A 26,525-nucleotide genomic window follows, 5' to 3' on the forward strand; every position below is an offset into this window, starting at 1 on the left:
GAGCGACGGTCAAATCGACCGTCATGCTGAGCGCAGCCGAAGCATCTCGCGTGCTGACGTTGCCGTGGTATTAATTAGCCAGAGGTAGAGATGCTTCGGCTGCGCTCAGCATGACGTTCTGTTTATCCGGCACTTATTGAAGCTTTTATCTGAGGCGCAGATTCGCTCAGCCGTAAGCTGCCAGAACGGCTATCTTTCGCCTTTGCGCAACCTACTGCCGGCTCTACCCTATGCTCCTGCTCGATTCCCTGAAAGCCCTGCCCTGGCAGGTCGCGCTGCTCCTGTTTCTGGTTGAGAACCTGGTGGTGCTGCTACTGGCCGTGGGTTTTGGGTACCTGCTCCAATGGCTGTTTGGCAAGGGCCGGGCGTTGGGACCCCTCTACCACCCGGTGACGCGCCCGGAAATCGGGCTGGCTTTCTGCACCCTGCTCCTCAACACCGGCATTACCTACGCGGGCTTCTGGCTGTGGCAGCAGGGCCTTATCCAGATCCGGACGGATGTTTCCTACCGCGTGCTGCTCGATTTCCTGGTACTGTTCCTGGGCATGGACCTGCTGATGTACGTGTTCCACTACCTCATTCACCACACCGTGCTCTACCGCTGGGTGCACGGCCTGCACCACCACTACACCAGCCCCCAGCCCCTTGATTTGTTTGTGCTGCACCCCATCGAAACGGTGGGCTTCGGCGGGCTCTGGCTGCTGCTGATGTATGTGTACCCCGCTAGTTTTGCCGCCATTGTGGCCTACCTCACCGTGAACGTGCTGTTTGGGGTGCTGGGCCACTGCGGCGTCGAGCCGTTTCCGGCGTCCTGGGCCCGCCACCCCCTGCTCAAGCACCTGGGCTCCTCCGGCTTCCACTTCCAGCACCACCAGCACGACACCCACAACTTCGGCTTCTATACCTCCCTCTGGGACCGGCTGTTTGGTACGTATGCGAGTGGCCTCACCCCCGGCCCCGATAGCCTCACCCCCGGCCCCTCTCCCGTAGAGAGGGGAGCCTGACGAAACAAGACCTCGGCTTACCAGCCGAGGTCTTGTCGTATTGATGCATAGATGCACTACCATCAGTTGGTAGCGGCTGCGCAGGCGCGAGCCGAAGAAGCTGCGCAGGGCAGCGCGTCAGGCTCCCCTCTCCACGGGAGAGGGGCCGGGGGTGAGGCTATCGGGCCCACAAATTCAGGCACAATCTCCCCCATTTCCCCCTATCTTCCATCCCCAATTCTTAATTACTAATTCCTCATTACTAATTAACCCTTGACTTACCCCGACTTCGCCGCCCGCTGGCAGAAATCCGGCGGCGCCGAGCGTGCCAACTACGGCCTCTTCCTGCAAGACCTCTGCGACTTACTTCAGGTCCCCAAGCCCGACCCCACCACCGACTCCCCCACCCAGGACCAGTACGTGCTGGAGCGCGCCGTCACCTTCCACGACGGCCCCAAAAAAAGCACCGGCCGCATCGACCTCTACAAGCGCGGCTGCTTTATCCTGGAAACCAAGCAGGGCACCGACTCCCCCGACTCCCTCCAAAAGGCCGAGAAGGCCGACCGCGCCGAGCTGGGCCTCACCGCCGAGAAGCGCCGCAAGGGCCACGCCCTGCGCGGCTCCGTGAAGTGGGAGCAGATGATGCAGGCCGCCCGCCAGCAGGCCCTGGGCTACGTGCGCGCCCTGCCCCCCGACGAGCCCCGGCCCCTGTTCGTGCTGGTCGTGGACGTGGGCTACTGCATCGATGTGTACTCCAACTTCGCCGGCGTCGGCGACTCCTTCGTGCCCTTCCCCGACCAGGCCCGCTTCCGCCTGCCGCTGTCGGCGCTGGCCGACGAAGGCACCCGCACCCTGCTGCGCGGCATCTGGCTGGAGCCCCGGGAGCTGGACCCCAGCCGCCGCGCCGCCCGCGTGACGCGGGAGCTGGCCGGCTACCTGGCCGGCGTGTCGGCGCAGCTGGAGCGGGCCGGGCACGCCCCCGAGGTGGTGGCCCAGTTCCTGATGCGCTGCCTGTTCACGATGTTTGCCGAGGACGTGGGGCTGATTCCCAAGACCTCCTTCACCGGCATGCTGCGCACCTACTCCACCCCCGAGATGCGCGAGTTTCTGCCCGAGGCCCTCACCGGCCTCTGGCGCACCATGGACACCGGCGGCTTCTCCCCCGACCTCAAGGCCCGCCTGCGCCGCTTCAACGGCAAGCTCTTCCACGACGCCACCGCCCTGCCCCTCACCCCCGACCAGATGGCCCTGCTGCTCAAAGCCGCCGAAGCCGACTGGACCGAGGTAGAGCCCGCCATCTTCGGCACCCTCCTGGAGCGGGCCCTCGACCCCAAGGAGCGCCACAGCCTGGGCGCCCACTACACCCCGCGCCGCTACGTGGAGCGCCTCGTGCTGCCCACCGTGCTCGAACCCCTGCGCCGGGAGTGGACGGCCGCCCAGGCCGCCAGTGCCCGCCGCCTCGACGAAGGCCAGCCCAAGGACGCCCGCCAGGAGCTGGTGCGCTTCCTCACCCGCCTCACCTCGTTGCGCATCCTGGACCCCGCCTGCGGCTCCGGCAACTTCCTCTACGTCACCCTGGAGCACCTCAAGCGCCTCGAAGGCGAGGTGCTGGCCGCCATCAACGCCTTCGGGCAAACCGGCCTGCTCGACCTCGGCGGGGGCACCACCGTGAGCCCGCGGCAGCTGCTGGGCCTGGAGCTGAACCCGCGCGCCGCCGCCATTGCCGACGTGGTGCTGCGCATCGGCTACCTGCAGTGGCACCTGCGCACCCACGGCATCACCCAGCTGGCCGAGCCCCTGCTCGACGAGTACCAGAACATCCGCCAGCAGGACGCCGCCCTGCGCCACGACGCGCCCACGCCCCGCCTCGACGCCCACGGCCAGCCCGTGACCCGCTGGGACGGAGTGACTATGAAGATTCACCCAGCTACAGGCATTGAAGTGCCTGATGAATCGGCTCAAAAGCCGGAGTTCGATTATCCCAATCCCACCACCGCTGAGTGGCCCGAAGCCGACTTTATCGTAGGCAATCCGCCATTCATAGGAAATAAGCGCATGAAGGACTTGCTAGGCTCTGGCTACACCAATGCTTTGCGTAAAGCATATGCGAAGCGCGTTCCTGAATCAGCGGACATGGTAATGTATTGGTGGGATAATGCCGCCGAAGCTTTAAGAAGCGGTAAGACGGAACGGTTCGGATTCATTACTACCAACTCAATTACTCAGACCTTCAATCGAAAGGTCATGCAGCGTCACATGGAAGCTGAGAGTAACCCCATTTCACTATTCTACGCAATTCCTGACCACCCTTGGGTTGATGCCGCAGCAGGAGCGGCAGTTCGTGTTGCGATGACAGTAGCTCAACCTAGCACGGCTCCGGGAACACTAGCTTTAGTTACGAGTGAAACGGTAGTGGATGACGAAGAAGCACATGATGTCAGCTTGGTTGAGTTGCCAGGAATAATAAACTCTGACCTTTCAAGTGGGGCAGATTCCACAAGTGCGCTAGGTCTGAAAGCTAACATAGGCATTAGTAGCAGAGGTGTAATCCCTCTGGGAATGGGATTTGTGGTAACTCCTGAAAAAGCTGCAACACTTGGCTTAGGAGAAGTACGAGGCATCGAAAGTCATATCCGCCCATACAGAAATGGCAAGGATTTAACGTCTCGTTCTAGAGATGTTATGATTATAGACCTCCTCGGTTTAACAGAGGGAGAAGTTGTGACCCGTTTCCCCAAGGTTTATCAGCACATTTTAGAAAATGTGAAGCCTGAAAGAGACGTTAACAACGACAAGACAATCAGAACGAACTGGTGGCTTCACGCAAGAGGAAGGGTGGATTTCAGACCTGCATTAGCGAATTTGACAACGCGGTACATTGCCACTGTTTATGTAGCTAAACACCGATTCTTTGTGTTTGTGGACGCGTCGGTGCTTCCTGATGATGGACTGGTAGCAATTGCTTCTGATGATGCTTTTGTTTTAGGTGTCTTGTCAAGCAATATCCATATTACTTGGGCCTTAGCAGCGGGAGGTAGAATGGGAGTTGGAAACGACCCTCGTTATAATAATTCGCGAACATTCGACCCATTCCCCTTCCCCGCCGCCACGCCCACGCAGCAAGCCCGCATCCGCGAGCTGGCCGAACAGCTCGACGCCCACCGCAAGCGCCAGCAGGCCCTGCATCCCAGCCTCACCCTCACCGACCTCTACAACGTGGTGGAGAAGCTGCGCGCCGCCCAGCCCTTGTCGGCCAAAGACCAGACCGTGAACCAGCAGGGCCTCGCCTCCGTGGTCCTCAGCCTGCACCAGCAGCTCGACGCCGCCGTAGCCGAAGCCTACCACTGGCCCGCCGCCCTCCCCGACGCCGACATCCTCCAGCGCCTCGTCCGCCTCAACCACGAGCGCGCCGCCGAGGAAGCCGCCGGCACCGTCCGCTACCTGCGCCCCGCCTACCAGGCCCCGGGCATTGAGCAGACAAAACTTTCATTGCCAAATGCAACCAATCCCGACCCAGCCCGGTCAGCCACTTCACCGGAGGGAAACGCCCCCCAGCCCTGGCCCGCCGAGCTGGCCCAGCAGATGCAGGCCCTGCGCGACACCCTGCAGCACGCCGGCCAGCCGCTCACCACGGCCCAGGTAGCCGCCCGCTTCAGGCGCCTCAAAGCCGAGAAGGTGCAGCCCCTGCTGGCTACCCTGGCCGCCCTGAGCCTGGTGCGGCAAACGGCCGACGGGGCTTACAGCTTGTAGCCAACTTCTTCTTTCTAACCCGACCCTCAATCTATGCCCAGACCCGCTACTTCTCGCTTACGGACCATCATCGTATTGCTGCTGGCCGGGCTGTTTGCCGGCCACCGCTCCGGGGCCCAAACCGCGCCGGCCTGGGCTAGTGCCTACGCAACCGGCGTGCCGATGGGCGCCACCGACACGCGCATAATGGACGCCGACGGCAACGTGTATGAGGTCGGCCTCTTCGGCAGCCAGGTCTCCTTAGGCTATTCCTCCACGGGCAATTCCACCATGCTCAGTACCAAGGGCGGCTGGGATGGCTACCTGGCCAAGTATACGCCTACGGGTGCTCTGGCCTGGGTGCACCAGTTCGGCTCGGCCGGCACCGACCGTGCCAATGGCGTGGCCGTGGATGCGGCGGGCAACGTCTACGTGACGGGCTCCTTTCAGCACGCCATCGAGCTGGACAAGGGCCAGACGCTGGACGCGGGCTCCTACCCCGGCGAAAAGGCCTTCGTGGCCCGCTACGACGCGCAGGGCACCCTTAGCTGGGCCCGGCAGAGCGACACTCCCCCCACGTACCCTGTCAACTGCCCTCCCTCTATCATGGGGGAATCTGTGAGTCTGGATGCTGCGGGCAACGTGTTCGTAACCGGCGGGTACAGCTCTCTTGATGGAATCAGCTTCGGGGGCCGGCAGCTGGTTCCCGCCACGACCGTTGCGACGCCCAACACCACGTTTTCGGTCAGTCTCTCAGCCGCCACGGGTGCCGTGCAGACCCTGCGGAACGTCTTTTACTCCGACTGCGCTACCGGCGCCGGCGTCATCTATTTCCCCCAGCTGCTGAATGCCCCCGATGGCGGCCAGTACTTGGTCACCAACTACCTCATGGCCCCGTCGTTCGAAACGGGCAAGGCATTGCCAGCGCCCAAAAGCGTTCAGATACTGGTGACCCGCTACAATGCCGCCGGCCAGCTGGAATGGGTCCGCTCGTTTGGCGGCGCCAACTATAGTTTCCTGGGGCAGGCCGCTACCGACGCGGCCGGCAATCTGTACATTACCGGCACGTTCAGGGAGTCGCTGCGCTTTGCCTCCACCACCGTCACGGGCGCCGGCGACAACGACGGCTTCCTGGTCAAGTACTCGCCCCAGGGCACTGAGCAGTGGGTGCAGGCCGTCGTCAGCCCCGAAGACGACATGCTTTATGGCTTATACGTTGATGCGGGCGGCAATTCGTACGTTACCGGTGCCTTCAGCAACCAGGCCCGCATTGGGTCGGCTACGCTTTCCTCCGCCGGCAACAAGGATGTACTGGTAGCGGCCTACTCTCCGCAGGGGCAGATGCGCTGGGTGCAGCAGGCCGGCGGCCCCGGGCAGGACTGGGGCATGCGGGTGAGTGCATCGGCGCAGGGCCGCCTGCGCGTATACGGCCATGCATGTTATTACCTCTCGTTCGGGCCGGATTTCGACCGTATCCAGGGAGATTATGTAGGCTTTATGGCCGAACTAGGAGCTACTGCTTTCGCTGCCCTACCTACCCAGCCGGCCCGGCCCTTGCCGCAGGGGCTGTACCCCAACCCCGCCACCGACCAGGTACGCCTGCCCGGCCTGCCCACCGGCACCCGTGTGCAGCTGCTCGACGCGCTGGGCCGGATAGCCCGCGAAACCACGGTTTCGGTTGCTGCCCAGGTATCGGTACTGGGCCTGGCGCCGGGCCTCTACACGCTCCGCGCCACGGATAAGCAAGGCCAGCAGTACGCTGCCCGCCTGGCAGTAGAGTAGCCTTCCCTGGCCCTCTCAACCGCATCCGCCACCCCGAGGAAGGCTACGCGGTGTAGTGTACCCCACTAATAGAACGTCATGCTGAGCTTGTCGAAGCATCTCTACCGCTTCGTTGGTTTACTACTGCAACGAAGCGGTAGAGATGCTTCGACAAGCTCAGCATGACGCTTCCCCAAACACGCTCCAAGCAAAACAGCCGCCCCGGAACCCCAGGGCGGCTGTTTGTATTTTTCCGGTGCTCCCCGCTCGGGGTAGGTTCGAAGTGGGTTCGGTGTGCCTTCGGTCAAACAGGCCGCTTTGCCTTACCCGAACAGCATCTCCAAATTGCACTCTACCGGCAAGGTCCGTTAGAGCGTGCGGGTAGTGGTGTTCAGGTTGCCGGGCTTATCGGTAGCCCGGATAGTGATTTTGTCGCCGACCAGAGAGGCGTTGGCTTTCTTGGCGGTGAAGGTCCAGTCCAGGCCGTTGGCATTAGGCACAGCAGCACCTTCTTCCACCAGCGTGCCGTCGCCGTTCTCGATGCGCACCGTCACGGCCTGCACCCGGAAGTCGTCCGTCACGCGCACCCGCAGCGTATCGCCGATTTTGCCGGTGTAATAGGTTAGGTCGATTTCGTGAATGTCGGGAGCCTGCATAAAGTCGGCTACGGCAATAGTGTAAGCAGTGCCACCGTCTTCGTCGCGGGCGGCCTCATACTCAGCCTTGCTGGCCGGATCTGCCAGTTGCGCCTTAGCATATAGCGCCGCCTGCTGAAACTGCTCGCGCTGGGCCAGCTGCTTGGTTGTGGGGGCCTTGTCCGTTTCGCGCGGCGCCGCCGACACAATGGTTCGGTCGCCCACCTGCCGGAATACCAGCGTGCCCCCGATGGTGCCGCTCAGGCCCTGGGTGATAATGTTGTTCTTAACGCGTGCCATAATGGAAAAGGGTTAAGGGTGAAACTGAGCCCTTAACGCCCTGTTTTTATGCAGTATTGCGAAGATTCTATATATTTTTTTGATGCCTTGGGCTGTCATGCGGCGCATGTGGCGCATCAAGCCAGGGATGAAGCATCTCGCATGCAAACGTTGTTGGGAAGAGGCGGTCATGCAGCGCGCAGCATCTCGCGTGCAGACGTTGCAGCAGTAATCCGACCATCAGCCCGCGAGGTGCTGCGCGCTGCATGACGAGCTGCCCACGCGGCTCCCTCACCATATCCACCCATCAATTCCTATCTTCCGCCAAACTTTACCCTCCTCCTCTATGCCCGAAGAACAGCAAGGCCACTTTCAGCGCGCCATTACCCTCTTTGACGCCATCATGATTGTGACCGGGAGCATGATTGGCTCCGGTATTTTTATCGTATCGGCCGATATTGCCCGGCAGGTGGGCAGCAGCGGCTGGCTGCTGGTGGTGTGGCTGCTCACGGGCGTTATCACCCTGGCCGGGGCCGTAAGCTACGGGGAGCTGGCTTCCATGTTCCCCAAGGTGGGCGGGCAGTACGTGTACCTGCGCGAAGCCTTTGGCCGCCTCACCGCCTTCCTCTACGGCTGGACGCTGTTTCTCGTGATTCAGACCGGCGTCATTGCCGCCGTGGCCGTGGCCTTCGCCAAGTTTACCGGCGTGCTGGTGCCCTGGTTTTCGGTGAAGAACGTGCTGTTCAGCCTCGGGCCGTTTGATTTCAGCAGCGTGCAGCTCCTGGCCATTATCCTGATTATAGCCATTACGGCCCTCAACGCCCAGGGCGTGCGCACCGGTAAGCTCATTCAGAACGTGCTGGGCTCCACCAAGCTGGTAGCCCTGGCTTTGCTCATCATCGGCGGGCTGGTGCTGGGCATGAACGCCGAAGCCGTGCAGGCCAACTTTGCCGATCTGTGGACGGCCACCCGCTACCCGGCCCCCGGCGTATCGGCTTCACCCCTGCCCCTGAACCTGTCGGGCCTGGTTTTCGCCATCGGCATGGCCATGACCGGCTCCCTCTTCTCCTCCGACTCCTGGAACAACATCGGCTTCGCGGGCGAGGAAATCGTGAACCCCGAGCGGACGCTGGTGCGCAGCATGGCCATCGGCACGGGCATCGTCACGGTCCTCTACATCCTCGTCAATGTGGTGTACCTGCTGGCGCTGCCCCTGGTTGGCTCTCCCGAGGCCACCACCCTGGCCGGCCGCGGCATCCAGTACGCCACCGACGACCGGGTAGCCACCGCCATTGCCGAGCAGGTGCTGGGGCCGGCCGGCGCCATCGTTATGGCCGTGCTCATCATGCTCAGTACCTTCGGGGCCAACAATGGCATCATCCTGAGCGGGGCCCGCGCCTACTACGCCATGGCCAAGGATGGCCTGTTCTTCTCCGGCCTGGCCCGGTTGAACGCGGCCGGTGTGCCGGCCCGCGCCCTGTGGGTGCAGTGCCTGTGGGCTAGTCTACTGTGTTTGAGCGGCTCCTACGGGCAGCTGCTCAACTACGTTATGTTCTCGGTGATTCTGTTTTACGTAGTCACCATCATCGGCATTTTCGTGCTGCGCCGCACCCGGCCCGAGGCCCCGCGCCCCTACCGCGCCTGGGGCTACCCGCTGGTGCCGGGCATCTACATCGTGCTGGCTTCGCTGTTCTGCATCATCCTGCTCATTGCCCCCGATACAGCCGAGTACTCCCGCTACGGCCTGCTGCTGGTAGCCCTGGGCGTGCCGGTGTACTTCATCTTCCGCAGCCGCCTGGGTGCCACCCCGGCCGCGTAGCCTCACCCCCCGCCCCCCTCTCCCGCGGAGAGGAGGAGCCAGGCGCCCGGCCTACGCGGCTACTGCGGTTCACGCCTTCGTAGCCGCTACCGCCCCTGCTAGCCTGTAGTACACGGACTTCGCTACTCCTGCATACAACAATGCCCCGGCTGATAGGCCGGGGCATTGTTCATTTAGGAAGATATGGAGTAGTTGGGCTGAACGGTAGCGGCTACGAAGGCGTGAGCCGCAGTAGCCGCGTAGGCCGGGCGCCTGGCTCCCCTTCTCCGCGGGAGAGGGGGCCGGGGGGTGAGGCCCTACCGGCGGCGGCGCTTGGCGCCGTCCTTGGGCAGCAGCGTCACGTTTACGGCCTGTCCGGTGCGGGCGCGGGTTACCTGGTCGTTGTAGCCGCCGTAGCCGTAGGTGAGCGTGTTTTCGCCTACCGGCACATCAATGGTGTAGTTGCCGTTGGCATCGGTGCTGGCAATTTTCTTCGAGCCGTTCAGGAACACGGTGGCCCCAGCCATGGGTTGCCCGTTCTCATCCAGCACGCGGCCTTTCAGGTTGGTCGTAGCAGGGGCTTCCTCCACGGCTGGAGCCGGTGCAGCAGCTACCACGGGGGCTTCCTCCACCACGGCGGCCGCGGGAGCAGCTTCGGTAGCAGGGGCGGCTACCGTAGCGGCCGTGGCCACGGCCGGAGCAGCGGTTTTGGCGGTCGTCGTGGTTTTGGTGGTTTTCACGGCGGGGTCGGCCTCGTCGGCTTCTTCGGTCGTAGCGACGGCTTCAGCCGGCTTCTCGGCGGAGCCCGTTACGCTGGCTTCCCCGTCGAGCAGCACGGCGCCGGCGAAAGAGGTAGACGTACCATCGGCTTTCTTGGTGGTGCCGGGGGCGAAGGCAATGCCCAGGCCGGCCAGCAGCAGCACCGCGCCCACAATCAGGCCAAGGCGCGTGTTGCCCGCAGACAGGGCCCGCTCTTCCTCTTCCCAGGCAGTGTTATCGTTTTCGTAAGGGTTCTGGCTCATACGCAGTAGCAAGAGGTTTTGGGGTGGATTAGAAAAAGGTTAGTTAGCACGAAGCAGTGTATTCCCGGGACGACAGGCCGACCCGGCAAATTTCAGTTGCTAAATATATTTTGTCTGCGGGTGATAATCCTAATTTTTTTTCAATCGGCTGTTTTCCCGCTTCAGTCTATTGTGCTACTCTTCACGGTGGGAGGCATCTTTTGGAGCGGCTAGCCGGGCATCATCTCACCCGGAAATACAAAAAGCCCCGCTCAGTGTGCTGAGCGGGGCTGGTTGGGCGCAGGGGCCGGGCAGGTCACGCGGCCAGGGCTTAGTCGTGGGCGGGCTTGGCCGGGCCCGAGGGGGCTGCTTCGCCAAAATCCTGGTCGCGGGTTCGGATGGAGCTGCCCATCTCATTGCTGCCTTCCACCCCAAAGCCGGGGCCCTGGTTTTGCTCGCTCACCGGGGCTGAGCCGTGGTCGTTGCCACCCTGGGGGGTGGTTTCACTGCCGCCGATGTGCAGGTTTTCCAACTGATCTTTCTGATTGTTGCGCTGGTCGTAGCCGTTGGCCCCGATGTTGCGCTGGGCCGAGGGGTCACTCGACTGCTTTTCGTTGCTCTGGTCTTCCTTGAACTCGCGCTCTTTTTCCAGCTGCTCGTTGTGGGCGGCTTTGTTTGCGGAGGCGGGCACGTTCTCGTTCTGGTTGGTGGGCGTTGCCATAGTCGTCGGTTTTTCAGGGTGAAGGGTACTGCCTCTTCCTACGCGGGCGGCGCGGCATGGTTGGCGCCGCCGGAACCATCCGCCCCCGGCCTGGTTTGCGTATGGCTGGGGCAACGGTACATTTCTGCCGACCTTTGCCGGTAGCCGGCCTTTTCTTCGTTTTTCCGCCCTTCCCGGCTTTTCTCTCCGCGCTTTATGCACCTGGTCATCATCGGCAACGGCATTGCGGGCGTAACGTGCGCCCAAACGGCGCGGCGGCTCCAGCCCGGGGCCCGCATCACGCTGGTTTCATCCGAAAGCCCGCACCACTTCTCGCGCCCGGCCCTCATGTACCTCTACATGGGCCATATGCGCTGGCCCGATGTGAAGCCCTTCGAAGACTGGTACTGGACTGAAAACCGCCTGGAGCTCATCCACGACCACGCCACCACCATTGACGCCAACCAGCAGCAGGTGCACCTGGCGGCCGGCCCGCCCCTTTCCTACGACGCGCTGCTGCTGGCTACCGGCGCCACCACCCGTTACCATGGCTGGCCCGGCCAGCACCTGCGGGGCGTGCAGGGCCTCGTCTCGAAAGCCGACGTGGAGCTGATGGCCGCCAGTACCCCAGGGGTGCAGCAGGCCGTGGTAGTCGGCGGTGGCCTCATAGGGGTGGAGCTGGCCGAGATGCTGCGCGCCCGCCGCATAGCCGTTACCCTGCTGGTGCGCGATGCTCACTACTGGGGCTCGGTGCTGCCCGCCAAGGAAGCCGCCCTGGTAGATGCCGAGCTGCGACGCCACGGCGTGCAGGTGCACTACGGCACCGAGCTAGCCGAAATCCTGGGCGACGGCGCGGGTCGGGTGCGGGCCGTGCGTACTTCGGCCGGCCAGGAGCTGCCCGCGCAGTGGGTAGGCATTGCCACGGGCGTGCAGCCCAATATTGGGCTGGCGACTGGCACAGGCATTGAAACCGACCGGGGCATTCTGGTGGATGAGCTGCTGCAAACCTCCGTGCCGGGCATCTACGCGGCCGGTGACTGCGCCCAGCGCCGCCAGCCCCCGCCCGGCGAGGCAGCCATTGAGCCCCTCTGGTACACCGGCCGCATGCAGGGCGAAACCGTGGCGCACACCATCTGCGGGCAGCCCACCCCCCTACCGGCGCGGCCCCTGGTTTAACTCCGCCAAGTTCTTCGACCTCGAATACCAGACCTACGGCCAGGTGCCCGCCCGCCCCGAGGCCGGGCAGGCCAGCTTCTGGTGGCAGCACCCCACCCGGGCCCTGGGCCTGCGCCTGCACTACCGCCTCGACGACAACCTGACGTTGCTTGGCCTGAACGCCCTGGGCCTGCGCCTGCGCCACGAGGTGTGCGACGGGTGGCTGCTCCAGGGCGCGTCGGTGCGGCACGCCCTGGAGCGCCTGGGTGCGGCTAACTTCGACCCGGAACTCTTTCCGCAGTATGAGGCCGCTATACTGGCTGCCTTCAACCAACAGCACCCCGAGCAGCCCCCGCTGGTGCTGCGCCGCCGCAAGGGCCTGCTGGCCCGCCTGCTTTCCGTATAACCTTTCCTATGCCCGACAAACCCGACCTCCGCAAGCTCTACCACCCTACCGCCTTCAACGCCTGGCAGTTTATTGCCCTGGTAGGCGTGGTCATGAGCCTCGGTGCCCAGCTTATCCTGGCCCTGATGCACCACCCCCGCCCGGATGGCTTTCACTGGCTCTACGTATGCTGGGCCGCGCTTTTCGTGCTGGGTACCATCAGCAACTTCACCAGCAAGCCCGGCGGCCACCATCACCATTAGGCGGTTGAATGGCTTATTGCTCGCCTGAGCCCTCTGGCCCATTATGCTTCGCTCTGCCTGGCATGACGTTCTGAAATAAAGCCACCCTGAGTAAACCCATGACGACCCTCCCTATCTTCTCTGACCAACCCCTAGCTCAACCCGTTCCCGACACTTCACCGGCAGAGCGGGGCTGGCTAGCGGCTGTAGCGCTGGGGCTGCTGGCGTTGCTGGTAGCGGCAGCGGCCCCGGAAGGGCTGCGCGGGTCGGCGTTCTGGCTGGGGCTGGGGGCGCTGAGTGCGGGCACGTTGGGCTGGAGCCGGTATAAGTTCGGTCAGGGCCCGGCTGGCGTGCGGCACAACAACCTGTGGGCACGTGCCAGCACGTCCCGGGGCGCGGTGGCCTGGGTGACGGGCCTGGTGCTCACGGGCTTCTACGTGGTGCTGTACTGGTGGCCGCAGTACCTGGAAAACCTTATCCGTCCGCTCGATGGCCTGAGCTACGCTTTGCGCCACAAGCCGGCCGACCAGTGGTTTCTGTACGGAACCTTCTATACGCTGGCCGTGCTGCTGATGGGCGGCCGGGCCCTGTACAAGTACCGTCACTCACCCTACCAGCGGGTGCGCACGGTATCGGTGGTGTTTTTCCAACTTGGCTTTGCCTGGCTGCTGCCGGGGCTGCTGCTGGCTCTCCAGAAGCCGGAGTTCTACTTCAGCTACTTCTGGCCCCTTAAGTACGACTACCTCTTCCCCGGCACCGTGGACTACCTCGTGCGCGACGGGCAGGCCCTGGGCGTGTTTATGGTGTTCTGGGGCGCGGTGATGTCACTGGTAGCCACGCCCGTACTCACGTACTTCTTCGGCAAGCGCTGGTACTGCTCCTGGGTGTGCGGCTGCGGGGGCCTGGCCGAAACCGCCGGCGACCCGTACCGTCACCTCTCCGACAAAAGCCGGGCGGCCTGGCGCTGGGAAGTGCGCCTTATCTACCCCATTCTGGGCTTTATCCTGCTGGTGACGGCGCTGCTGTGGCTGGGCGCGGCGGGTGTGCTGCCGGGTTGGTTCACTACTCCGCACAGCTCGGGGCTGCCGCTGGTGGACGGGCTGAGCCCGGTGGAGGGCCTAAGCAAAGTCTACGGGTTCTTTATCGGCTCTATCTTCTCGGGTGTTATCGGGGTGGGCTTCTACCCTATCCTAGGCAACCGGGTGTGGTGCCGCTTCGGCTGCCCAATGGCGGCCTACCTGGGGCTGCTGCAGAAGCACTTTTCCCGCTTCCGGATCAGCACCAACGGCGGGCAGTGCATCAGCTGCGGCAACTGCTCCAACGTGTGCGAAATGGGCATCGACGTAAAGCAGTACGCCCAGCGCGGGGAGCCCATCATCCGGGCCGCGTGCGTGGGCTGCGGCCTGTGCAGCACGGCCTGCCCCCGCGGCGTGCTCAACCTGGAAAACGGCCCGCGTGATGGGCGGTACCAAGCCTCGCCGTTGATTTCGGCGGAAAGCCTGCGGATATTGGGGTAGTTAAGAAACAGCTACTTATTCAAGCAGACAAACATTATGATCAAGCCTTCACAGTACATTTTATAAATCAGCGACTCTGAAGAGAGGTGAGTTTGTACTTATAGGGCCTGTTATAGCTTACTTCTGCCATTGCACGAAAACATGGTTCTCGCCGGCAAGCTCTTCATTGATAATGCCAGCAATAATTGACCAGTCACCACCTGCCAATCCTGCTCCAATTGCAGGATACCCGATACGCTTACCTGCATAGTCTTGCTTGATTAACCGAAATATCTGCCGAATGGCGTCATAGTTCGCATTAATACCCGTGCCTCGCCACTGATATTGAGTATAGGCATTGATGATTACCAGATATTTATCGTTGACCTTCACCTGAGCAGCAGAGTAAGTACCAAGTTTGGTTTCGTCGCCCGAATTAGTTGCCAAGTCGGCTTGATACGCAACGGGGAACACCTGCTTGATTGTCTTTGCAATACCTGCCCCCATTGTGCAAAAGCAGTTACAGCCATGTACAATCACATCAAATTCTCCGGCGCAGGCTTTCTGAATCAAATCCCCTTTCACGGTCTGCATAATCTAGGCTCTAGAATCTACTGTTCTGTTGTCAAGATAGATACTTGCAGGAAAAACCAGCTACATATGCGGATAATACAATGGCATCTCACTCCACTATAAGAGCGTGTTTGGGAATTGGGTAGGGCAGTAAACAGAAACGAGTCAGTAAGTTGCCGGGGGAGTTCCAAGGCTCCTTCCTGCTTATGGTTGAGTGCTATCAACCCCTTACTGACTCGCAGTGGCAAGTTATTGAGTTGCTACTGCCCGTGCACCGGCGACGGCGCTTGTGCTTGCGCCACGTGTTCAACGCCTTGCTCTATGTGTGCCGCACGGGCTGCCAATGGCGGGCACTGCCACGCCAGTTTCCGCCCTGGACAGCGGTCTACTATTACTTCTACCGCTGGCAACGTCTGGGCCTGTGGCAGCAGCTCAACACGGTCGTCAACGCCCTGGATCGGGTCGCGCACGGCCGCGAACCCACCCCGGCGCTGGCCTGCGTGGACAGCCAGAGCGTGAAGCTGGCCCCGCGCATTTACGAACACCGCGGCCTGGACGCACATAAGCTCATCAACGGCCGCAAACGCCAAGTTCTAGTCGATTCTGGCGGACGCATCTGGGCTGCGCATGTACACGCGGCCCACCGCCATGACAGTACCGGGGCTTTGGCCCTGTTGCCGCACCGCCCCTGGTGGGCGCGGCGCCTGCAGCGGGTGCTCACCGATGCCGCCTACCGCGGGCGCTTTGCGCGCCATCTGCTGAGCTTAGGCCTGGTCCAGCAGATCAGTAGTCGGCCGCCCACGCAGCGCGGCTTCGTGCCACTGGCCCGGCGCTGGGTCGTCGAGCGCACCTTCGCCTGGCTGGCCTGCTTTCGCCGGGTCGTCGTCGATTACGAATTTACCCCCGCTAGCCATGTCACTTGGTTACTGCTAGCCAACATCACCATGGCGCTCAATCGGGCTTGAATTCCCAAACACGCTCTAACGCTCGTCACTGCTTTTCTACAATCACAATTAACTCACTCCCGCAAAAACGCCCGTAGCGCGGCCTGAAACTTAGCCAGCGCCTCCAGGTGCGGGATGTGACCCACGCCCGGCAGCGGTACCAGCTTGGCGCGTTTGATCCGCGAGGCGGTGCGGCGGCCCAGCTCGGGGTATTGGCCCATAGCAGCCAGCGTTTTGGGGTCTTTGATGAGGCCTTTGCCCACCACCGTGCGGTCGTCCTGCCCGATGATGAGCAGCGTGGGCACCTGCACCCAACTGAACTCGTAGCTCACCGGCTGCTGGTAGATCATGTCGAAGGTGAGGGCATTGGCGCGGGCCACCTGCGGAAAATCGGGGTGGCGGGTCTGGGCGGCCAGGGGCAGCAGCCACTCGTCGTGGGCCTGGGGGTAGCCGTGGGGATAGTAGGTAGCGTGGTACTTGCGGATGCTGGCCTCGATGCTTTTCAGCTCGGTAGCTTCGGCCTGGGCAATGGTCTGGTAGGGCACGCCCACGCGGTAGTCTTCCAGCCCGATTGGGTTTTCGAGCACCAGCTTCTCGGTGGCTTCTGGGTACAGGAGGGCAAAGCGCGTAGCCAGCATCCCGCCCATACTGTGCCCCACCACCACGGCCCGCCGCACGCCCAGCGTATCGAGCAGGCGGCGGGTATTCTGGGCCAGCTGGTGGAAAGAGTAGTGAAGGTCCGGCTTATCGGACTTGCCAAAGCCTACCTGATCGGGCACCACCACCCGGAAGCCGGCCGCCGTCAAAGCCTTGATGGTTTCGCGCCAGTACGCCCCGAAGAAGTTCTTCCCGTGCAGCAGCACCACTGTGCGGCCATTGGCCTGCGCGGTGGCAGCCACGTCCATGTAGGCCATGCGCACGGCCTTCCCTTCCAGCTTCAGCGGCAGGTAGCGCACCGGAAAAGGGTACGCGTAGCCATCCAGCGTGGCGTTGAGCGCGGCGGGCGTAGCGGCAGTTTGAGCCAAGGAAGCCAGCACTAGCAGGCTGCAGAGCAAAGTCAAAAAGAAACGAATCATGCGCGGCCAAAGCTTTGGTATAGCCATTCCGTACGCAGATTTCCTGCAAAAGTCCGCGCCGGGGCCTTAAGCTGGGCGCTGTTGCTTGAGGAGCAGCTCAATCGTGCGGGTATCCTCGTCGCTCCAGACGACGTTGCGCACGGAGTCGAGGTCGAGCACCGTGTGGCCATCGGCTTCCCCATACTGGGTGTAGACTTCCACCAGCAGCTCGTCCTCCGTCACCCGCGTGATGTAGCCATACAGGTCATTGTCGGTCATAGTTTCGAGCAGTACCAACTGACGCACTTCCTGGGCACGCTGTAGCAGCGCCGGGATGGTGAGGTACTGCTGGTCCAGCCCTTCGGGAGCCGCCGCCACGCCGTAGACCACTTCGGGGTTGTGCTCCTTGAACTCGATAAGGCGCACGTACTTGTCGTCGAAATGCACCTGCGTTACCTCACTGAGGCTGATCGAGCGTACGCCCGTGAGCAAACCCTGACGCGTGATAGCACGCAGCACCAGCAGCTCAGGGTTGAAGCTCAGCACGTAGCCCAGAAACATGCCCCCGCCTGTTTGCAGGGCCACAATGCGGCGGCTGCGTTGCGCGCGTTGCAGCAAATCGGTTAATAAAGCGCCCATCCCCAATAAGATCCGTAGAAATATCTAGCCCCGGAGTGGTTCCGGGGCCGGGCAAAGATATAGGCCGCCAGTGAGTTTAGGCCCCTTGCAGCTCCTGCAGCACGCGCTTGGCTTCGCTTACGTGGTCGGTGGCGCGGTTCATGGAGTTGAATATGTACTGAACTACGCCTTCCTTGTCAATCACGAAGGTGACGCGGCCGGGCAGGATGCCCAGCAGGGCGCGGGGCACCTCGTAGAGCTTGCGCACCCGGCCGCCCTCGTCGGCCAGCAGCGGGAAGGGCAGACGGTGCTTTTCGGTGAACTTCTGGTGCGAGGCCTCGGAGTCGGAGCTGATGCCCACTACCTCGGCGCCCAGGTCCTGAAAATCCTGGTACTGGTCGCGAAACGAGCAGGCCTGCGCTGTGCAGCCGGGCGTGTCGTCTTTGGGGTAAAAGTACAGCACTACAGCGCGGCCGCGCTGCTCCTGCAGACGGAAAGTAACGCCGGCGGTGGTTTTCAAGGTGAAGTCGGGAGCGGGCTGGCCTACGTTGAGCATAGTACTGGTGAAGGAAAGTATTGGGAGAATCTGCTTTCAACCCTCCGGCCCGCGAAAGGTTGCGCATAGTCCTGCATCTTTACAGCTTCACTGGTTTTCCGTTCCGCCCGCATGGCCGTTATCGACGTCATCATTCCCGCCTACAACGAGCAGCAGTCCATTGCCCGGGTGCTGGCCGAAATTCCGGCCGGGCTGGTGCGCGAGGTAGTGGTGGTGGATAACAACTCCACCGACGACACCGGGGCCGTGGCCCAAGCCGCCGGGGCCACCGTGGTGCGGGAAGCGCGCACCGGCTACGGCTTTGCCTGCCTGGCCGGCATGGCCCACTGCTTTGCCCGCCCGGTGGCGGAGCAGGCCGACGTCATCGTGTTCGTGGATGGTGACTACTCCGACTATCCCGAGGAAATGCCCCGGCTGGTGGCGCCCATTCTGCGCGGCGAGGCCGATCTGGTGATTGGCTCCCGGGCCCTGGGCCAGCGCGAAGCCGGCTCGATGCTGCCCCAGCAGATCTTCGGCAACTGGCTGGCCACGTCCCTGCTGCGCCGCCTCTACGGGGCCCGGTTCACCGACCTAGGGCCGTTCCGGGCAATCCGCCGGGAGGCGCTGCAACGTATCGGGATGCAGGATCAGACCTACGGCTGGACGGTGGAAATGCAGCTGAAGGCCGCCCGCCTGGGTCTGCGCAGCACCGAGGTGCCGGTGCGTTACCGGCGCCGCATCGGCACCAGCAAGGTGTCGGGCACGGTGAAGGGCACGCTGGGCGCGGGCTACAAAATCCTCTGGACCATCTTCCGCTACTGGCGTAGTTGAGGCTCTCGAAGCGCGGCTGGTCTGAGCTTCGCAAAGGCTGCGCTCTGCTGCAAACCTGCTGATCTATCCATTTACCCAATCAATTCTTACCATCTGACTTTAAATCATCTATGAGTTCAATTACAATACCGGCAACCGCCTTTTAAACTGCCTGCTCTACCGAATGGAAATTGCTTTGGTGATACTGTATGGCGCGTGCCTGCTCTTCATGCTGGGCTTCAGCCTCTCGCAGTTTCACCTTACCCGGCTGGCTCGCCGGGCCTACCGCGCCGGCCTTCCTCCTGAGCCCGCTACGCCTGCCCGGTGGCCCCGCGTAACGGTGCAGCTGCCCGTCTACAACGAGCTGTACGTGGTGGAGCGCCTCATCGACGCGGCGGCGGCCTTCGACTACCCGGCCGACCGCCTGCACCTGCAGGTGCTGGACGATGGCACCGACGAATCGGTGGCGGTGGCGGCGGCCCGCGTGGCCCACTACCACGCCCAGGGCCTGCGCATCGACCACGTGCGGCGCCCCAGTCGGGCCGGCTACAAGGCCGGGGCCCTGGCTTACGGCCTCACCCTCACCGACGGCGAGTTCATAGCCATCTTCGACGCCGACTTCGTGCCCGCACCGGATTTTCTGAAGCGCATTATCCCCTATTTCGCCCAGCCCAAAGTAGGCGTGGTGCAAACCCGCTGGGGACACCTCAACGAAGGCTTTTCCCTGCTGACCGGGCTGCAGGCGTTTGCCCTGAACGCCCATTTTCTGGTGGAGCAGGTGGGCCGCGCAGCCGGCGGGCACTTTCTCAACTTCAACGGCACCGGGGGCGTGTGGCGCCGTACCTGCATTGAGGATGCGGGCGGCTGGCAGCCGGACACACTCACCGAAGACCTGGATCTGAGCTACCGCGCCCAGCTGCGCAACTGGCGCATCGAGTACCTGCCCCAGGTGGTGGCCCCCGCCGAGCTGCCCGCCGCCATGGACGCTGTGAAGTCGCAGCAGTTTCGCTGGAACAAGGGTGCCGCCGAAACCGCTCGTAAGCACCTGGCCCGGGTATGGCGCTCCGATGCCTCGATTAGCACGCGGCTGCACGCCACCTTTCACCTGCTGAACAGCAGCGTATTTACGGTGATTCTGCTCATGGCTTTATTGAGCGTGCCGCTGGTGTTCATCAAGCACCGTACGCCCGCGCTACAGCCCGTGTTCAACCTGGCCTCGGTGTTCCTGCTCACGCTGCTGCCGCTGGCGTACTACTACTACACGGCCTGGCAGCGCACCCCGGGACGAGTTGGCCGCGGGAGCTTCGCGGGGAGGTTCCTCCTGTTCCTGGCTGTTTCAATGGGCTTTTCTTTGCACAATGCGCAGGCGGTGCTGCTGGGGCTGCTGGGGCGGCAGTCGGCCTTTATCCGCACGCCCAAGTTGGGCGCGGTAAACGCCGAGGACGGCTGGCTGCGGCGCCGCTACCGCACCGGCTCCCTCGATGCCCTCACCTGGCTGGAAGGCTTGCTGGCCGGGTACTTTCTGTTTGGGCTGGGCGCGGGCGCGTATCTGCGGGAGTTCGGGCTGCTGCCGTTTCACTTGCTGCTGGCGGTGGGCTTCGGGCTGGTATTCGGGTACTCGGTGCAGCACAACCGCCGCCCCATATGAGCGCCCGGCGCACAATTTGGGTGGGCACGGCCCTGCTGCTGAGCGCGGGTGCCTACGCGGGGCTGGCCTACGCCACTCCGCGCCCTCATACCGGCCAGCTGCTGGGGCTGCTGGCCGTGGCTTTTGCGGGGTATGCGGCCTTGCTCTGGGCGCGGGTGCCGCTGGGGCTGGGTTTGGCCGCGGCTCTGCTGCTGCGGCTACTCTGGCTGCCGGCTACCCCCACCCTCTCCGACGACTTCCACCGCTTCCGCTGGGACGGCCTGCTCACGGCCAACGGCTACAACCCTTTCCGCTTCCGCCCCGATGAGCTGGTGGCTCCCTCAACGGCAGCTTCCCTCCCACCAGCCCTGGCCGCGCAGCTGCGGCAGCTGTACCCACAGCTCAACTCCCCGCACTACTACTCCGTGTACCCACCGGTTTGCCAAGGGGCCTTTGCCCTGGGTGCCAGGCTGTTTCCTGATTCAGAGCAAGGCTTTGTGCTGGTGCTGCGGCTGCTGGTGCTGGCGGCAGAAGCAGCTACCACGCTCCTGCTACTTTGGCTGCTGCGGCAGCTGCGCCTGCCCCGCACCCAGGCCCTATGGTACCTGCTGCACCCGCTGGTAGTAGTCGAGCTGACCGGAAGCCTTCACTTTGAGGCGCTGGTCATCACCCTGTTACTGGGGGCCGGGGCCCTACTGCTGCGGGGCCGGTGGCAGGCGTCGGCGGGAATATTGGGAGTGGCGGTGGCTACCAAGCTGCTGCCGCTGGTGGCCCTGCCTTTGCTGGTGCGGCGGCTGGGCTGGCGGCGGGCTATAGCCTACGGCGCCGTATGCGGCTTCACGGTGCTGGCGTTGTTCAGCCCGTTTCTCACGACTGAGCTGCTGCAGAACATCGGGCGCAGCCTCGGACTTTACTTCCGCACCTTCGAGTTCAATGCCAGCTTCTACTACCTGGCTAGGGCCCTGGGCTACTGGTACTGGGGCTACAACAAGATTGCGCTGATTGGGCCGGCTTTGGCGGGGGCGGGGGCGCTGGGCATCCTGCTGCTGGCCTGGCGCGAAAAGCCCCCGCTAACCGGGGTTGCACTGCCCCGCACGCTGCTGCTGGTGCTTACGCTGTATTACCTGCTGGCTACAGTGGTGCACCCCTGGTACCTGACTCCGCTGCTGGCCCTGAGCGTGTTCACCCGGCACCGGTTTGCGTTGGTATGGGGGGCACTGGTCACGCTCTCCTACGCCACCTACCAAACCAGCCGCTACACCGAAAACCCCTGGCTGCTCACGCTGGAATACACGGTAATGCTGGGGTTGCTGCTGCTGGAAAAACCCTGGCGGCCGTTTGTCGCTGCTCCTGATGGGCCGAGCCGATTGTAGAGACGCATAAGTGTAGGCTAGTCGTTGAAACGAGGGGCAACGGGCTTAGGGAAGTTGCCCTCATGGCGGGGCCGATGTGGTTCAAATAAGCCTCTCTACACCTGTTAAGCCAGGCTGCACTACTAGTGCTGCCAGTAAGCGTAGCGGCGCACCTGCCGGAGAGTGAGGCTGCGGCCGTCCCAGGTGGTTTGGCGCAGCAGCACGTGGGGGTACCGGCGGGCAAACCAGTAGCGGTTTTGCTTGGTACTATCCAGCTGTACCTGCACCTGCCAGGCGGCTTCCGGGGTTTCGGTGGGGTCGGCGGGCGTTACCGTTACCTTAGCCTGATAGACTACCGGCGGGGCGGCTTTGCTGGTTTGCTGCAGCTCACACACGGGCACTGTGAAGGCGGGCTGCCGGGCAAAGCGCAGGCTGCGCAGCGTGTACGGCAGCCCATCCTCAAACAGCATAGCCCCGGGCAGGTGGCGCGTGCCGGCCCCCTGCCCGTCCCAGTAGGAGTTGTAGGTTTGCTGATACCCCGAAGCCTCGGCGGTGAGGGCCTTGAAGGTGGTGCCGCACCACTCCTGCGACGAAGTAGTGAGCTTGTGCAGCTGGGTAGGCTGCTCGCGCCGGAAAAACAGGGACGTAAGGAAGTGGTAAGGGTAGTTGTCGGTGGGGATGCGGCAGAACTGGTTCACCTTCATCACCGGAAACAGGTCGGGCCGCTGGTAGTCGTCGGTTTTGGAGTTGAACTCCCGGTTGAAGTCCTCCTTCACGGTGATGAGCGTGTACTCGAACTGCCGCGGCTTCTGGTAGATGGTGCGCTCGGCCGCGTAGGTAGCTACTTCGGCCAGGCCATCATCCCACCACTTATTCTGCGCCCAGCCGGCGTCGAAATGCTGCGTTACCTGCGGGGGCAGCGCAGCCGCAGGTTGGCTGGTTTCAGGCTGCGGCGTGCAGGCAGCCGTGAGCCCCAGAACCCCGAGGCAGACAACCTGGCCAGTAAAACAACGCGAAAACAGGAAAGCATGCACCATAGGGCGGAATTTTCAGGCCAACGGATTTTTCCAATGGGCCAGGTCGGCGGCGGTGTCCACGTCGTGCAGCTCCGGCAGCAGGTGTACGCGCAGCCCGAGCCCAGCGGCGTCGCGCAGGGTTTCGGCCCGCACGGTGGCGCTACTCCAGGGCTTGTTGGCAAACAGTTCGGGGTACAGCTTGGTCAGGCCCAAGAGGTAGTAGCCGCCATCAGCTGCCGGGCCCAGCACCACGTCGTGGGTGCGCAGGGCATCCAGCGCCGTCTGCAAATGCGCAGTAGTGAGACCGGGGCAGTCGGTGCCGATGATGAGCACGCGTCCGGCCCCCTGGGCAAAGGCGTGAGCGAAAGCCGCGTGCATGCGGGCGCCCAGGTCGCCGGGCGGCTGTAGCTGCCGTTCGTAGCCGGTCCAACTCTCAGTCAGGTCGGCGGCGGGGCCGGGAGCGGCCAGCCACACGGTTTTGGTTACCGGCAGCGGGGCGGCTACGGCCCGGGTGTGGGTCAGCAGCTCCCGGTACACGGCCAGGGCCGCCGCCGGGCCGATGTCGGCGGCCAGGCGCGTTTTTACTTTGCCCAGCTCGGGGTAGCGCGCAAATACCAGCAGGTGGCCCGGTACGCTACTCATACGTGGGTATCCCGCGCTTAAGCCAGGGCCGCCACACCACCGAGTACGGATGTACGTGGTCGGTGGGTCCCTGGGCATTTACCACGCCGTGCCCGTCGTTCACCCACTGAAACAAGCCGCCGTAGAGGTTGCGCACGTCCCGGAAGCCCTGCTCCCGCAGCCACGCGCCTACCTGCTCGCTCCGCGCGCCCACCGAGCAGTAGACCACTACCGGCCGGGTGCGGGGCACGGCGCTCAGGTCGGTTTTCCGGAAGGTGTTGAACTCCACGAACCGGGCCCCGGGCAAGTGGCTTACGCGGTATTCGGCGCTTCCGCGCGTATCGAGCAGCAGCACGCCCTCAGGCTTGGTCTGAAGCAGGCTGGCTAGCTCCCCCGACTGAATGTAGGGCACCGTGGGCTTGAACAGCAGCCGGAGCATGTGGTCGTAGGCCGACATAGAAGGGGAAGAACCGGGCGCTGACTGTCCGCAGGCGGTGAGTGAGCTGGCCAGCCCCACAAGCAGCGCTGCTGCCCACCGCCTGGACTGCCGGGCGCCGGGCAGTAGCCGGGTAGAATTGAAAAACACGTCAGACAACGACATCAGCAATGGCCAGGGCTTGCGCCACCCGCATTTACATCGACAGCTCTTTGGCTTTGTTCATCATCTGCACGCCGTGTACCAGCACCGCCCCGCCCTTGATGGCGGCGGCCACGTGCACGGCTTCCATCATCTGGGCTTCGTCGGCGCCTTTTTGCAGGGAGTCGGTGGTGTAGGCATCAATGCAGTACGGGCACTGCACGGCGTGGGCTACGGCCAGGGCAATCAGGGCTTTTTCGCGCTCCGAGAGGGCGCCTTCCTTGAATACCTCGCCGTAGTAGCTGAAGAACTTGTTGCCCATTTCGGCCTGCCACTCCGTGATGTTGCCAAATTTGGCCAGGTCAGCGGGATTGTAGTACGTGCTCATAGGAAAGAAAGTGGTGAAAGGTGAAAAGGTGACAGGTGACAGGTGACAGGTGACAGGTGACAGGTAAATTAGGTACTGAGGCCACAGGAAAACATGTTACGTGTTACCTGTCACCCCATTACCTTTTACGGCGCACCCGGATGCGGACTTCTTCGCCGTCTTCGCTGGTGGTGGGCGTTACCTCAATCTGGTCGGCTTCGTCGTAGTACCTGGCCAGGCCCCGCACGATGCCCACCGCCAAAGCCCCCATGCGCCGCTTCGATACGTAGTCGATGACCAGCTCGTGGGAAGATATGCGGGTGACATTGAGCACGGGTGGCGCATTCTCGGTGTGCTCACGCCGCACCTGCGCGTGCATGGTGGCCTCCGTGTGCTCAATCATATCCAGCGTCGTCCACTCCGGTTGAAGCAGCTTCTGGTACATGTACATCAGGTCGGGCACGAGGTACTCCCCAAACTTCTCTTGCAGCTCATTGGCCTGCAGCCCGGTCATTTCCGCTGCTTTGCCCACCAGCGCATACATCTGCTCATCGGGGTACACGCTTTTGTGGTCGAAGTCGCCGGACGTGAGCCCCGACGCTTCCAGCAGACGCAGCCAGGTGCTGTGGTCGTACTGGGTCTGGACGTAGCGCTTAAGCAGGGTGAAAATGGTTCCGTGCACGGTGGGGAGAGAAGAATAGGACGCACAATAACGGCACCGCCGCCCTGTTTGCAAGCCCGATGGCCAAGTAAAAAAGAGAGCGGGCCCCAGGTAAGTGGTCCGCTCTCTTTTCTTAACTGCTTGGCAAGCCTAGATGTTGCCTATCACCGTCAGGGTGCTTAAGGTGGGCGTGGGGCTGCCACCTTCATTTTCCACCGTCAGGGCAAATGCCTGGGCACTGGCAATGTCCTTCATCTGCTGCAGGGTGTCGCCGGCGGTGGCGGCGGCCGTCAGAATCCCGGCATCCACAGGCTGGCCTTTGTCCATAGCCCAGAGCTGGTACTGCTTGCCTTTGGGCAAGGCGGGCAGGTGGCGCACATCAACGTACACGGCGCGGGTGGCGGCATTATAGTACACGCGGGCCAGGGCGTCGGGGGCTTTGGGTGTGCCTTTCAGGTCCACGGTCCGGAACTGCTCACTGCGTAGGATTTCCAGCTGACGGGTGCGCTCATCCCGCTCTTTCAGGGCAGCCTGCTCGGTGGCGGCGTAGCGCGTCTGCTCGGTCTGGGCTACCTGCAGGTTGGTTTCGGTTTCCTTCAGCCGGTTGTACAGCAGATAGTTGCCGAGGGCGCTGAGCGTGAGTAACGCCACAGCTGCCGCTACAAGCCAGCCAAACTTCCGGCCCGACGACGGGGCCGAATCGATAGAGCGCACCACGGCTTCCGGCGCGACGGGCGGCGCGGGCGCTGAGGCTACCATACGTGGAGCGGCGAGCGGGCCGTTGCCTTCCGAGGCGCGCACGGCCTGCTGCCAGCCGGCTAGTACCCGTTCGCGCATACCGGCGGGCGGGGTAGCGGCGTGGGCTGCGGCGTAGGCGTCAAGATCCTGCTGGATGCGCGAAATTTCCGCCTGCACGGCGGGAAACTCGTTGGCCAGTTGTTCAACTTCCTGTTGTTCCCGAACCGTAAGCGTACCGAGTACGTACTGCTCCAACATGCCGGATTCGATGTATTGCTGAATGTCCACGGCCTTATCGAATCAGTTTTGCGAGTACTTTGATGGCCGCCCGGGCCCGCGTCTTCACGGTGCCGAGCGGTAATTCGAGTTCTTCTGCCACTTCGCTTTGCGTATAGCCGCCGAAATACAGCAGGTCGATGATCTGCTTTTGCTCCGGATTAAGTTGACGCGTCACTTCCTCCAGCCCGATATGCTCGGGCTTGAATGATGACGGAGCGGCCTGCCATTGCGCCGCGCTGTCTTCCAGCGGTTGTGTGCGAGTACCTACGCGGTACTGGCGGGAGCGGATTTTGTCGATGGCCAGATTCCGGCAAATATTCAGCACCCAGGTAAACAGGCGGCCTTTGCTGGTATCGTAGCTCAGAAAGGAGTGCCAGATTTTCACCAGGCTTTCCTGCAGCACGTCCTCGGCCACTTCCTCCTTCTTCACAATGCGGGCAATGACGCCGTAGAGGGCCGTGCCGTACTTGTCGTAGAAGATAGTCATGGCTGCTTCGTCGCGGGCCCTCAGGCGCGCCACCAGCTGTTCTTCGGTTATGGCATCTACCCCGGAAGTTTTTGATGTCACGAAGCTGAAAGTTGAAGTGA

Annotated in this window: 26 protein-coding genes; 12 read left to right on the forward strand and 14 right to left on the reverse strand. The window is 62.8% G+C overall.

The window, feature by feature from the left end; translation table 11 throughout:
- Positions 1-230 precede the first annotated feature (230 nt).
- From LRS06_RS01335 to LRS06_RS01345, 3 genes are all read left to right on the forward strand, one after another.
- Positions 231-1,004 (forward strand): sterol desaturase family protein, encoded by a 774-nt coding sequence (locus LRS06_RS01335; RefSeq protein WP_257869818.1) that lies wholly within the window; start codon positions 231-233, stop codon positions 1,002-1,004.
- A 252-nt stretch (positions 1,005-1,256) separates the two neighbouring features.
- The gene (locus tag LRS06_RS01340) at positions 1,257-4,733 is read left to right on the forward strand and encodes a DNA methyltransferase (protein ID WP_257869819.1); all 3,477 of its coding nucleotides are present in this window, start codon (positions 1,257-1,259) and stop codon (positions 4,731-4,733) included.
- Between the two features lie 33 nt (positions 4,734-4,766).
- Positions 4,767-6,494 carry an SBBP repeat-containing protein gene (locus tag LRS06_RS01345; protein WP_257869820.1) on the forward strand — a complete coding sequence of 576 codons (1,728 nt, stop codon included), beginning with the start codon at positions 4,767-4,769 and terminating at the stop codon, positions 6,492-6,494.
- Positions 6,495-6,841: 347 nt separating this feature from the next.
- On the opposite strand, the gene LRS06_RS01350 is transcribed toward LRS06_RS01345, so the two are convergent.
- Complete coding sequence (locus LRS06_RS01350; RefSeq protein WP_257869821.1) at positions 6,842-7,408, reverse strand: hypothetical protein; 567 nt, start codon at positions 7,406-7,408, stop codon at positions 6,842-6,844.
- 325 nt (positions 7,409-7,733) lie between these two features.
- Between LRS06_RS01350 and LRS06_RS01355 the strand changes: the two genes are divergently transcribed.
- On the forward strand, positions 7,734-9,206 hold the full coding sequence (locus tag LRS06_RS01355) for an APC family permease (protein ID WP_257869822.1): 1,473 nt from the start codon (positions 7,734-7,736) through the stop codon (positions 9,204-9,206).
- 296 nt (positions 9,207-9,502) lie between these two features.
- Here the strand turns inward: LRS06_RS01355 and LRS06_RS01360 are convergent, their stop codons facing one another.
- Positions 9,503-10,207 carry a carboxypeptidase-like regulatory domain-containing protein gene (locus LRS06_RS01360; protein WP_257869823.1) on the reverse strand — a complete coding sequence of 235 codons (705 nt, stop codon included), beginning with the start codon at positions 10,205-10,207 and terminating at the stop codon, positions 9,503-9,505.
- 310 nt (positions 10,208-10,517) lie between these two features.
- The gene (locus LRS06_RS01365; protein WP_257869824.1) at positions 10,518-10,907 is read right to left on the reverse strand and encodes a hypothetical protein; all 390 of its coding nucleotides are present in this window, start codon (positions 10,905-10,907) and stop codon (positions 10,518-10,520) included.
- 195 nt (positions 10,908-11,102) lie between these two features.
- Between LRS06_RS01365 and LRS06_RS01370 the strand changes: the two genes are divergently transcribed.
- The 4 genes from LRS06_RS01370 (at position 11,103) to LRS06_RS01385 (ending at position 14,185) form a co-directional block, all read left to right on the forward strand.
- A complete protein-coding gene (locus tag LRS06_RS01370) occupies positions 11,103-12,062 on the forward strand; it encodes an NAD(P)/FAD-dependent oxidoreductase (protein WP_257869825.1) in 960 nt (319 codons plus the stop codon).
- A 43-nt stretch (positions 12,063-12,105) separates the two neighbouring features.
- Entirely contained in the window at positions 12,106-12,447 is a 342-nt protein-coding gene (locus tag LRS06_RS01375) for a hypothetical protein (protein WP_257869826.1), read from the forward strand.
- A gap of 8 nt (positions 12,448-12,455) precedes the next feature.
- Positions 12,456-12,689, forward strand: a complete 234-nt coding sequence (locus LRS06_RS01380) for a hypothetical protein (RefSeq protein ID WP_257869827.1) — start codon at positions 12,456-12,458, stop codon at positions 12,687-12,689.
- 98 nt (positions 12,690-12,787) lie between these two features.
- Entirely contained in the window at positions 12,788-14,185 is a 1,398-nt protein-coding gene (locus tag LRS06_RS01385; protein ID WP_257869828.1) for a 4Fe-4S dicluster domain-containing protein, read from the forward strand.
- A 117-nt stretch (positions 14,186-14,302) separates the two neighbouring features.
- Here the strand turns inward: LRS06_RS01385 and LRS06_RS01390 are convergent, their stop codons facing one another.
- Positions 14,303-14,758, reverse strand: coding sequence for a macro domain-containing protein (locus tag LRS06_RS01390; RefSeq protein ID WP_257869829.1), 456 nt, complete (start codon positions 14,756-14,758; stop codon positions 14,303-14,305).
- Positions 14,759-14,943: 185 nt separating this feature from the next.
- Here LRS06_RS01390 and LRS06_RS01395 point away from each other — a divergent pair, with 185 nt between their 5' ends.
- A complete protein-coding gene (locus LRS06_RS01395) occupies positions 14,944-15,702 on the forward strand; it encodes an IS5 family transposase (protein ID WP_257869830.1) in 759 nt (252 codons plus the stop codon).
- A 53-nt stretch (positions 15,703-15,755) separates the two neighbouring features.
- Here LRS06_RS01395 and LRS06_RS01400 read toward each other — a convergent pair whose 3' ends face one another.
- From LRS06_RS01400 to LRS06_RS01410, 3 genes are all read right to left on the reverse strand, one after another.
- The gene (locus LRS06_RS01400) at positions 15,756-16,757 is read right to left on the reverse strand and encodes an alpha/beta fold hydrolase (protein ID WP_257869831.1); all 1,002 of its coding nucleotides are present in this window, start codon (positions 16,755-16,757) and stop codon (positions 15,756-15,758) included.
- Between the two features lie 66 nt (positions 16,758-16,823).
- The gene (locus LRS06_RS01405) at positions 16,824-17,375 is read right to left on the reverse strand and encodes a hypothetical protein (RefSeq protein ID WP_257869832.1); all 552 of its coding nucleotides are present in this window, start codon (positions 17,373-17,375) and stop codon (positions 16,824-16,826) included.
- 76 nt (positions 17,376-17,451) lie between these two features.
- On the reverse strand, positions 17,452-17,910 hold the full coding sequence (locus LRS06_RS01410) for a peroxiredoxin (protein ID WP_257869833.1): 459 nt from the start codon (positions 17,908-17,910) through the stop codon (positions 17,452-17,454).
- Between the two features lie 111 nt (positions 17,911-18,021).
- On the opposite strand from LRS06_RS01410, the gene LRS06_RS01415 reads away from it, so the two are divergent.
- The 3 genes from LRS06_RS01415 (at position 18,022) to LRS06_RS01425 (ending at position 21,699) form a co-directional block, all read left to right on the forward strand.
- Positions 18,022-18,720 carry a glycosyltransferase family 2 protein gene (locus LRS06_RS01415; protein WP_257869834.1) on the forward strand — a complete coding sequence of 233 codons (699 nt, stop codon included), beginning with the start codon at positions 18,022-18,024 and terminating at the stop codon, positions 18,718-18,720.
- Positions 18,721-18,883: 163 nt separating this feature from the next.
- Positions 18,884-20,347 carry a cellulose synthase family protein gene (locus LRS06_RS01420; protein WP_257869835.1) on the forward strand — a complete coding sequence of 488 codons (1,464 nt, stop codon included), beginning with the start codon at positions 18,884-18,886 and terminating at the stop codon, positions 20,345-20,347.
- On the forward strand, positions 20,344-21,699 hold the full coding sequence (locus LRS06_RS01425; RefSeq protein WP_257869836.1) for a glycosyltransferase 87 family protein: 1,356 nt from the start codon (positions 20,344-20,346) through the stop codon (positions 21,697-21,699). The genes LRS06_RS01420 and LRS06_RS01425 overlap by 4 nt, the downstream gene beginning before the upstream one ends.
- 122 nt (positions 21,700-21,821) lie before the next feature.
- Here the strand turns inward: LRS06_RS01425 and LRS06_RS01430 are convergent, their stop codons facing one another.
- From LRS06_RS01430 to LRS06_RS01460, 7 genes are all read right to left on the reverse strand, one after another.
- Positions 21,822-22,715: a hypothetical protein gene (locus LRS06_RS01430; protein ID WP_257869837.1), complete on the reverse strand. Its 894-nt coding sequence runs from the start codon at positions 22,713-22,715 to the stop codon at positions 21,822-21,824.
- A gap of 12 nt (positions 22,716-22,727) precedes the next feature.
- Complete coding sequence (locus tag LRS06_RS01435; RefSeq protein WP_257869838.1) at positions 22,728-23,336, reverse strand: TIGR04282 family arsenosugar biosynthesis glycosyltransferase; 609 nt, start codon at positions 23,334-23,336, stop codon at positions 22,728-22,730.
- The gene (locus LRS06_RS01440; RefSeq protein WP_257869839.1) at positions 23,329-23,916 is read right to left on the reverse strand and encodes a rhodanese-like domain-containing protein; all 588 of its coding nucleotides are present in this window, start codon (positions 23,914-23,916) and stop codon (positions 23,329-23,331) included. Before LRS06_RS01440 ends, LRS06_RS01435 begins: the two co-directional genes overlap by 8 nt.
- 31 nt (positions 23,917-23,947) lie before the next feature.
- Entirely contained in the window at positions 23,948-24,280 is a 333-nt protein-coding gene (locus LRS06_RS01445) for an arsenosugar biosynthesis-associated peroxidase-like protein (protein WP_196954718.1), read from the reverse strand.
- 118 nt (positions 24,281-24,398) lie between these two features.
- The gene (locus LRS06_RS01450) at positions 24,399-24,941 is read right to left on the reverse strand and encodes a heme NO-binding domain-containing protein (RefSeq protein ID WP_257869840.1); all 543 of its coding nucleotides are present in this window, start codon (positions 24,939-24,941) and stop codon (positions 24,399-24,401) included.
- A gap of 129 nt (positions 24,942-25,070) precedes the next feature.
- Positions 25,071-25,946: an anti-sigma factor gene (locus LRS06_RS01455; RefSeq protein ID WP_257869841.1), complete on the reverse strand. Its 876-nt coding sequence runs from the start codon at positions 25,944-25,946 to the stop codon at positions 25,071-25,073.
- A 4-nt stretch (positions 25,947-25,950) separates the two neighbouring features.
- A complete protein-coding gene (locus LRS06_RS01460) occupies positions 25,951-26,505 on the reverse strand; it encodes an RNA polymerase sigma factor (RefSeq protein WP_257869842.1) in 555 nt (184 codons plus the stop codon).
- Between the last annotated feature and the right edge of the window lie 20 nt (positions 26,506-26,525).

It is taken from the genome of Hymenobacter sp. J193 (assembly GCF_024700075.1).
Lineage (GTDB): Bacteria > Bacteroidota > Bacteroidia > Cytophagales > Hymenobacteraceae > Hymenobacter.